Consider the following 8,740-nt stretch of genomic DNA (forward strand, 5'->3'; position numbering starts at 1 on the left):
AACCTACCTTGTCAACTTATAGACAGACAGGTTGTATTTTCAAAACAAAAGTATATAATTTAATAACTAAACCGTATCGGAGGTGTTTAATATGAAAAATTTTAAAAAACTCATCCTGGGAACATCAATATTATTAATCGGCTCAAACTATGCACTTGCGGCAACAAAATATGATGATGTTTTAAAGAAAATCATCCCATCAAAAATAAACTACACTGCACAAGTCGAGAAAAAGAGTATTCTAAATGGATTTGATCAAGTAAATGTAGGCATTGAAAACAAAAAAACTGGAACAATCTATCACCGCTATCTTTGGATATCAAAGGATAAAAAAACTATTATACCGGTTGTCCTTAAACTACAGAATGGCCAACTAAGAAGGGCAACACCTGATAAGCTGATGGAAAGGGTGCAAACCAATATAAAATGGTTTAACGACCTTATAGGCTCACTTCCGAGGAATATTCTTAAATCTTACGGCAACGGCAAAACGACGGTTTACCTATTTAGTGACCCGCTATGTCCATTCTGCAAAAGAGAGTTGAGTAATTTGGTAAAATTAGCCAAGGAAGGGAAAATAAAGCTTTTTATACTGCCATTTAATGTACACGGAGAAGAAGCTAAAAAGGCAAGTGCCATATTTTTGGATATTGAAGAAAAAGAAGGACTAAAAGCAGCTATAGATAAAATAGAAAATGCAAGTTTTTCCAATGTAAAGAAAATGGTTAAACAAACAAAGAACGTGGATAAACTCCTAAAGAAATACTCATCCGTAATGGATAAAATAACTCAATCAGCATTCAAAAACGGCATTCAGGGTACGCCCGGCATTGTCATACCAAAATCCAAAGAGAAAGGTTATGTAATAGTAGGGCTTTCAAATATAGACCAATACATTAAATGAAAAGAATTCTAAAATACTTTGCACCGTTTTTGTTAACTATAGCATTAATGACAGCTGCAGCATCGGTCGTAGTCTGGAATAAGATCGATGCTGCTTTTATTTCAAATCTTATCTACAAAGAAACCAAGACTTTATCAAAAAATGGCAACTTGCTTAAAATTTATGGATTATCTATAAAAAAAAGCTTCCCAGACATAATTATAACTATAAAGAGAGTTAGTTTTAAACACAAAAAGTTACACGCAGAAGCATCACAAATCAATGATAAAATCTCCATACCAAAAGCAATATTATCAAAGCTTTTCTATGGTAATTATGCGGGAAGTTTGCACATAAGCTCTGTAGCTATAAAACATGAGAACACCAAAGTTTTTTTAGAAAAACCCAACATAGAGCTGTTTATAGGCAAGAAAATACACATAAAACTATTATCTAACGCTATAAACACACCATTTCTAAATCTCAAAAAAATAAAAATAAAAGCTGTTTTTAATGATGAATTAGACTATATAAGCCTAAAAATGCTAAGTTGTGCTGGTTTTTATATAAGGGCAACTATAAGACCCAACAAAAAAGATTTAAAAGAATCACAAATTGATGCTAAACTAAAAACTCCATTTATAGATGTATCAAGTTTAAGAAAATTTCTTAAGGCTCAATTAAGACCCTATATATTTAGCGGCTTGGTAAAGATAGACGATCTAAAACTACAAGGAAAACCTAATAGTCTTAGGGTAGTAAAATCAGGAGAATTAAGTATAAAGCAGGCCATTTTCAGAATAGACCTAAAAAGCTCAAATTTTTATGTAAAAAAAGCAAAGGTAAAAATATATGAAGACAAAATAAAGGCTATCGCAGAGGGAAGGTTTGAGCAAATAAAAACAAGTAATTCCGAATTTATTGTATACAGAAAGAAAGGTTACCCCATGGAAATGCACCTCCATTTCAACGGTAATGCAAATGAATACGTAAGAGTATTTTTAGAGGAAAATATATTTCCTGAGAATGATTTAAAAGTCCTTGGAAAAACCAAAAACTTAAAAGGTATGGTAAACGCAGATATTGACATATATGAATACAAAAGAAAACCAAAACCATATTTTGATTTTGATATAAAGCTATATTCCAAAAGTGTAGAGCTTGAAAATTCCAATATACCCGGAGGATGGGTTAAAACCAATGGTTTTTTACAGATAAAAAGAATTACAAAAAACGGTCTTGTGAAAAAGTTGTTTTTAAGATTCAAAAACTTTAACGCACAAACCCATTTATCTACTTTATATACGAAGGATTTTACACTAACACTCAATCCAAAGCTATCATTCAATGGAAAATTTAACCTAAATATAGCAAAAAACGATTTAAACTTCTTTGTTTTTCAAGTAATTCATAAAAAATCTCAACTGAATATAAAAAAGGCAAACATTAAAGCCGTTATTAATGGTGCTTTTGATAACTTCAATTTTAAAACAACTATAAAAACAAAATCTACCATAAATAAAGTACCTCTAAACCTATCAGCAGAAGGAAAATTTAAAAGACCCGTACTCTATATAAATAAATTAAATCTATTCAGTATAGGAAATATATCTTTTAGTGGTAATGTTAATATGAAAAGTCTAACTACATCAGATGTAGCAGTTACATTTAAAAAAGTCAATCTAAACTCAATAACACCGTTTTTTGAAAAAATACCTAATATAAGGGGTATAATTAATGGAAAAATTAAGCTAACCCACAAAAATGGCAAATTTACTATAGAAGGCGGAGAGTTGTCTATAAACAATGGCGGATATAGTTTTATAACCAATATGTCGGCAAGGATAACAATGAATAAAAGCAGCATAACTATAAGTAGTTGCTCCTTTGATATGCTAAATAACCAAGTTTTGGCCTATGGGCAATTTGATATAAACAAAAAAGGTGGATTGATAAAGCTATTTGCAGATAATTTTACACTTGATTTGGCAAATATAAAAACAAAGAAAAAAAATAACCACAAACTGATGGTAACACTACCAAATATTTTATTAAAACTAAAGATAAACATTTTAAATCTTACGCTAAAGAACGGCAAAAACAAGACTAAGGTAGGAGCAACAACATTAAACTCAATTCTACAGAAAAATGGATTTGAGATAGAGCTATCAAGCCTGCCAACCAAAATAAAGGCTATTTTTAAAAACAGGCACCTAAATATAAAAATAACAGATAGAGCAGTTTGGGGGTTATTAACTCAATGCAAAACAAAAAATGCAACACTAAACCTTACAGCCCAACTTACATCACCAAGTAGCAATAAAATAGGCATAGAAACGCTTCATGGAAGTATAAACTTCACTTCTCTAAATGGATGCATAGAAAACGGCTCATCATCCTTAAGCTTGTTCAATATCATACTAAACCCCTTTAAGAGTTTAACTACAAAGATAAATGTATCTAACAAAATCAACTACAAATTCATAAAAGGCAACTTATTTTTGTATAAAGGTGAACTTTTAGCAAAAGATTCAAATCCTGTAATACTTGATGGTGATATAGAGATTTTTGGCTATGGCAAATACAAACTACTAAAAAAACAGATAGATGCCTATATAACATTTGTAACCCTCTCAACAGTAAATAAAGTTATATCAAAGATTCCTGTAGTTGGATGGATATTGGGAGGGAAAGAAGAAAGCTTTACGGGCTTGAGTTTTCATGTAAAAGGAGATATAAATAATCCCTCAATAAAGCCCGTACCCTTTAAAAGTTTAGCTAAAGGGGTGTTGGGGGTAGTAAAAAGAACGCTCATGTTGCCTTTGAGCATTTTTGGGGTGAAGTAGATGAGAAATTTTAGAGAAGAGCTTGGCAGAAAGATTTTAATACTTGACGGTGCTATGGGCACCCAGCTTCAAGAGAAAGGTATCCTAAAAACAGGTTCCTGCCCTGACTACTTAAACGTAACGCATCCTAAAGAAATAGGTGAAATACACAAAACATACCTAGATGCTGGAGCAGATATAATAGTAACAAATACATTTGGAGCAAATCCAATCAAACTTGAAGAATTTAATCTACAAGATAAAGTTTACCAGATAAATTATGAAGCCGTAAGGATCGCAAAAGAGGTTGTTAAAGATAAAGGATTTGTCTCGCTCTCCATAGGGCCTACCGGTAAATTTATAGAGCCTGTGGGTGAGGAAAACTTTGACTACATAAAAGATATATTTAAAAAACAAGTCCGACCTGCCGTTGATGCAGACGTAGACTTATTCTCTTTAGAAACCTTCATGGATATAAAGGAATTAAAAGCAGCAATAATAGCCATAAGAGAAATAACAGACAAACCAATAATAGCCATGATGACCTTCGCAGAAGATGGAAGAACTATCCTTGGGACATCCCCTGAGGTGTTTGCAAAAACTATAGAGCCCATGGAGGTGGATGTTATCGGTGCAAATTGCTCTGTTGGACCAGACTTGCTAAATGAATTTGTCAAGAAAATGGCACAAGTTACAGATAAACCCCTAATAATACAACCAAACGCTGGCATACCAAGACTTGTGAATGGTAAAACCATATTTCCTGTGGGAGCCGAAGAGTTTGCAAGCTATGCAAATGATTTTAAAGAGTATGCTGCAATAGTTGCTGGTTGTTGTGGTACAGGACCAGAACATATAAAGCTTCTTGCTGAAAAGCTAAAAGGCAAACCGGTCAAAAAAAGAACGATACAAAAAGCCACCGTTTTAACAAGCAGAAGCCAAATGGTAGAGATTGGGTATTCAAGACCTGTTGTATTCATAGGCGAAAGACTAAATCCAACAGGAAAGAAACACCTAAAAGAACAACTTAAGGAGGGCAAGACAGGCTTATATAGAAAAGAAGCGATAGAGCAGGTCGAACATGGAGCAATGGTGCTGGATATAAATGTAGGTGTTCCAATGATAGATGAGCCAACCACGATGAAAAAGTGTGTATTAGCCGTAGAAAGTGTGGTCTCTGTGCCTTTGGTTATAGACTCGTCAAACATAGAGGCGTTAGAGGCTGGCCTAAAGGCTGCAGATGGAAAAGTGTTGATAAATTCCGTAAATGGCTCACAAGAAAGCATGGAGGCAATTTTGCCGCTTGCTAAAAAATACGGTGCAGCTATTCTGGCGCTTCTACTTGATGAGACAGGCATTCCAGAGACAGCTGAAGATAGGCTTAAAATACTGGATAAAATAGTCAAAAATGCCAAAGAACTTGGCATAAAAGAAGAAGATATAGTAGCCGATGCGTTGGCTTTAACTATAGGCAGCGACAAAAAACGTGCATTAGAGACCCTCCGTGCAATAAAACTCATCAAAGAAAAATACGGAATAACCACCATTTTGGGTTTAAGCAATGTATCATTTGGCTTACCCAACAGAAAACTTATCAACTCATCCTTTATGGCAATGGCTATATACAACGGATTGGATAGCGCTATCGTTAACCCCTACGACGAACTCTTGTGGCAAATAAAATATGCAAGCGATTTGATAGTTGACAGAGACAAAGATTCTTCAATTTATATAAATAACTCAAGCGACATAACTCTTAAAAACAAAACCACAGACAACGCAAAATTAGAACTCATAAAATCCCCTTTTGATAAAGGGACACTGGAAGATAAACTGTTTATGTGCGTTATTGAAGGCAACGAAGAAGAGATAGAATTACTAACAAAACAAGCTCTAAAAAATAAAGAACCGTTGAAAATAAGTAACGAGATATTAATACCCGCTCTCGATGCGGTAGGCAAATTGTACGATAAAGGCATATATTTTCTACCACAGATGATAAAATCGGCAAATGCAATGAAAAAAGCTTTTAATATACTGAAAGAGATAATAAAGAAAAAAGCAACAAAACAAAAAACAGGGAAAACCATAGTAATGGCAACGGTGAAGGGAGACATTCACGATATAGGGAAAAATATCGTATCACTTCTGCTTGAGACAAACGGTTTTGAGGTTGTGGATTTAGGTAAAAATGTAGACGATGAAACGATTCTAAAGGCTATAGAAGAATATCACGCCGATGCGGTTGGTTTATCGGCATTAATGACAACTACCATGATAAACATGAAAAATGTAATAGATGAGATAAAAATGAAAGGCTTAAACGTTAAGATAATGGTGGGTGGAGCCGCTGTTACCGAGGAATTTGCCAAAAAAATTGGTGCTGATATGTATGCAAAGGATGCAATAGAGGCGGTGAGGTTGGCGAAGGAAAATGTATAAGATTCTGGTTGTTGATGACGATGAACAAATGAGAGTTGCCTTAAAGGCTACGCTTGACCATTTAGGATACAATCCAACATTAGCAAAAGATGCAAAAGAGGCTTTGAAATTGTTAAAGAAAAACGAGTTTGATTTTATCTTAAGCGACCTCAAAATGCCTAAGATGGACGGTGTTGAGTTTTTAAAAGAGGTAAAAAATATAAAACCTCACATACCATTTGTTATGATAACAGCATTTGGGGACATAAAAACAGCTGTAGAAGCAATGAAGCTTGGGGCATTCGATTTTATATTAAAACCATTCTCCCAAGATGCTTTAAAAAAGATTATAGAGATGGCAATATCACATACATCAATAAAACAATCAATACAAAAAAACCCTACACAACAAAAAGGTTTAGATCATTTTGTATTCAAAAGCAAATCCATGGAAAATATTATAACATTAGCCCAAAAGGTAGCCCAAACGGATGCAACAGTACTTCTAATTGGTGAGAGCGGCACAGGGAAAGAGGTGCTTGCACGATACATACACTCAATAAGCAGCAGAGCGAAAGGGAATTTTATAGCTGTAAATTGCGCCGCAATCCCTCAAAATCTACTGGAGAGCGAGATGTTTGGTTATGAAAAAGGAGCATTTAGCGGAGCTGCTAAATCCCACCCCGGCAAATTCGAACAAGCAAACAGGGGTACGATACTTCTTGATGAAATAAGCGAAATGCCACTTGAATTGCAGGCAAAACTATTAAGAGTAATTCAAGAAAAGACTATAGATAGAATTGGCTCAACAACACCTATAAAAGTTGATGTCAGAATCATATGTACAACAAATAGAGATATAGAAGAAGAGGTAAAAAACGGCAATTTTAGAGAAGATCTCTACTACCGCATTAGCGTATTCCCCATAAAAATACCACCTCTAAGGCAGAGAAAAGAGGAAATACCGGAGTTAATAAACTTTTTTATAAGAAAATTCTCGAATCAGTTTAACAAAAATGTAATAGGTATTAAGGAAGATGCTATAGAAATCCTCATAAACTATCCCTGGCCCGGAAATATAAGGGAATTACAAAATGTAATTGAGAGAGCTGTGGTTCTTACTGAAAAGAATTACATCACCAAAGATGAGATTTTTTTACACAATTTGGGATAGGGCAGGGTCAACCCCGCCCAAAAAAATTAGCTTACTTTTACAATTTCCACGTCAAATATAAGGTCTTTGCCGGCCAAGGGATGGTTAAAATCTATTACGACATTCTCCTCGTCAACCTCTACAATGGTTACAGGGATATTGCCGTTTTGCATTTGAGCTAATAACTGCATGCCAACCTTTGGCTCTATATTCTCCGGCAATTGACTTCTTGGCACACTCTGGATAGCATTTGGATCTCTTTGACCGTAAGCATCATCAGCTTTTACTTTAACCGTTTTTTTCTGCCCTTCTTCCATGCCTTCTAATTCGGTCTCCAAAGCAGGAATAATGCTTCCCTCTCCAAATACAAAGCTCAATGGCTCCCTGTTTTCGCTTGAGTCAAAAATTGTACCATCCTCAAGCTTTCCGACATAGTGCATTTGCACTGTCTTACCAGTCTCAACCTTCATCAAAAATCCTCCAAAAAACATAAAAGTTTGGAATTATCTCATAAAAGTAGGTAAAAAGCAAGAAAAAATTAAACTTGTTGATTTAATGAATTAATAAATTATAATATTATATGAATTACTAACTTTACTAAAAATTTTAGCAAAGGGAATTTAGAAAACAAAGGATAAGGTATAAAAACAATGGCTTCAATGAAAAACTTATTCAAAGGAATAGTAGCGGCAGGACTTTTAACTACAATAATTGAAATATCTCTAAGAATATTCACAAACTCTTCTATTTGCCACTCTCAAGGTTGTGCACTTGTGGCAAAACACGTTAGATATGGTGAAATTAGCATACTAATTATTGGATGCATATTCTTTTTTGTATTGCTTGTTTCATCATCTATAGAGGAGAAAAATCCAAAAATTAGTAACATTATAGACCTAATGCTAAATGCAGCCCTTGCAGCTGAGGGTTTCCTTGTTGGATATCAACTCTTCAGAATCCATAAGATATGTTATTTTTGTTTTGGCATTTTTATAACAATAGTTATTCTCTCACTCTTAAGGCTAACTCAAAAAAAGCCACAAATATGGGCAGGTTTTGCCTCATTTCTTATAGTATTAGGTTTGACCTGGATGATTCTCCCATCGCAACAAATAGAAACCATTCCGCTAAGAAACAAGGCTCTACTATATTCAAATAGTTGCCCTCACTGTGAAAAAATCATAAAAGAAATTCAACAAAAAAACATGAAAGTAAAATTCCTACCCATTGAAAAATATGCAATTATTCTAAAAAGCCTAGGTATTGATAAAATACCTGTACTCATAGTAAAAAAGAAAACTAAACTTGAGATGATAATCGGAGATAAAGAGATAGAGAACTACTTAAAGCTAAACACCAAAAAGGAGAAAAATAACTACCAAACTCCCTTTAATTACACTTTACCATCAGAAAACGCCTGCACTATAGACAAAGAGTGTAAATAATCCTTGACGCAGA

At 34.2% G+C, this 8,740-nt stretch carries 6 protein-coding genes; 5 read left to right on the forward strand and 1 reads right to left on the reverse strand.

Annotated elements, in window-relative coordinates; all coding sequences use genetic code 11:
* Window positions 1–91 precede the first annotated feature (91 nt).
* From HIPMA_RS04880 to HIPMA_RS04895, 4 genes are read left to right on the forward strand one after another with little or no spacing between them, the layout of a single operon-like run.
* Window positions 92–904: a DsbA family protein gene (locus HIPMA_RS04880; RefSeq protein ID WP_013681956.1), complete on the forward strand. Its 813-nt coding sequence runs from the start codon at window positions 92–94 to the stop codon at window positions 902–904.
* Window positions 901–3,729: an AsmA-like C-terminal domain-containing protein gene (locus tag HIPMA_RS04885; RefSeq protein ID WP_013681957.1), complete on the forward strand. Its 2,829-nt coding sequence runs from the start codon at window positions 901–903 to the stop codon at window positions 3,727–3,729. Before HIPMA_RS04880 ends, HIPMA_RS04885 begins: the two co-directional genes overlap by 4 nt.
* A complete protein-coding gene (locus HIPMA_RS04890; RefSeq protein ID WP_013681958.1) occupies window positions 3,730–6,150 on the forward strand; it encodes a homocysteine S-methyltransferase family protein in 2,421 nt (806 codons plus the stop codon). It begins immediately after the preceding gene.
* Window positions 6,143–7,303: a sigma-54-dependent transcriptional regulator gene (locus HIPMA_RS04895; RefSeq protein ID WP_013681959.1), complete on the forward strand. Its 1,161-nt coding sequence runs from the start codon at window positions 6,143–6,145 to the stop codon at window positions 7,301–7,303. The genes HIPMA_RS04890 and HIPMA_RS04895 overlap by 8 nt, the downstream gene beginning before the upstream one ends.
* A 26-nt stretch (window positions 7,304–7,329) precedes the next feature.
* Here the strand turns inward: HIPMA_RS04895 and HIPMA_RS04900 are convergent, their stop codons facing one another.
* Entirely contained in the window at window positions 7,330–7,752 is a 423-nt protein-coding gene (locus HIPMA_RS04900) for an FKBP-type peptidyl-prolyl cis-trans isomerase (protein WP_013681960.1), read from the reverse strand.
* 189 nt (window positions 7,753–7,941) lie between these two features.
* Between HIPMA_RS04900 and HIPMA_RS04905 the strand changes: the two genes are divergently transcribed.
* Window positions 7,942–8,727 carry a vitamin K epoxide reductase family protein gene (locus tag HIPMA_RS04905; RefSeq protein ID WP_169309470.1) on the forward strand — a complete coding sequence of 262 codons (786 nt, stop codon included), beginning with the start codon at window positions 7,942–7,944 and terminating at the stop codon, window positions 8,725–8,727.
* Window positions 8,728–8,740: the final 13 nt, after the last annotated feature.

The organism is Hippea maritima DSM 10411, assembly GCF_000194135.1.
GTDB classification, from domain to species: Bacteria; Campylobacterota_A; Desulfurellia; order Desulfurellales; family Hippeaceae; genus Hippea; species Hippea maritima.

Bases quoted from the DNA above. Each gene is read 5' to 3' on its own strand.
- HIPMA_RS04880 (WP_013681956.1), top strand. From the start codon at position 92: ATGAAAAATTTTAAAAAACTCATCCTGGGAACATCAATATTATTAATC.
- HIPMA_RS04885 (WP_013681957.1), top strand. From the start codon at position 901: ATGAAAAGAATTCTAAAATACTTTGCACCGTTTTTGTTAACTATAGCA.
- HIPMA_RS04890 (WP_013681958.1), top strand. From the start codon at position 3,730: ATGAGAAATTTTAGAGAAGAGCTTGGCAGAAAGATTTTAATACTTGAC.
- HIPMA_RS04895 (WP_013681959.1), top strand. From the start codon at position 6,143: ATGTATAAGATTCTGGTTGTTGATGACGATGAACAAATGAGAGTTGCC.
- HIPMA_RS04900 (WP_013681960.1), bottom strand. From the start codon at position 7,752: ATGAAGGTTGAGACTGGTAAGACAGTGCAAATGCACTATGTCGGAAAG.
- HIPMA_RS04905 (WP_169309470.1), top strand. From the start codon at position 7,942: ATGAAAAACTTATTCAAAGGAATAGTAGCGGCAGGACTTTTAACTACA.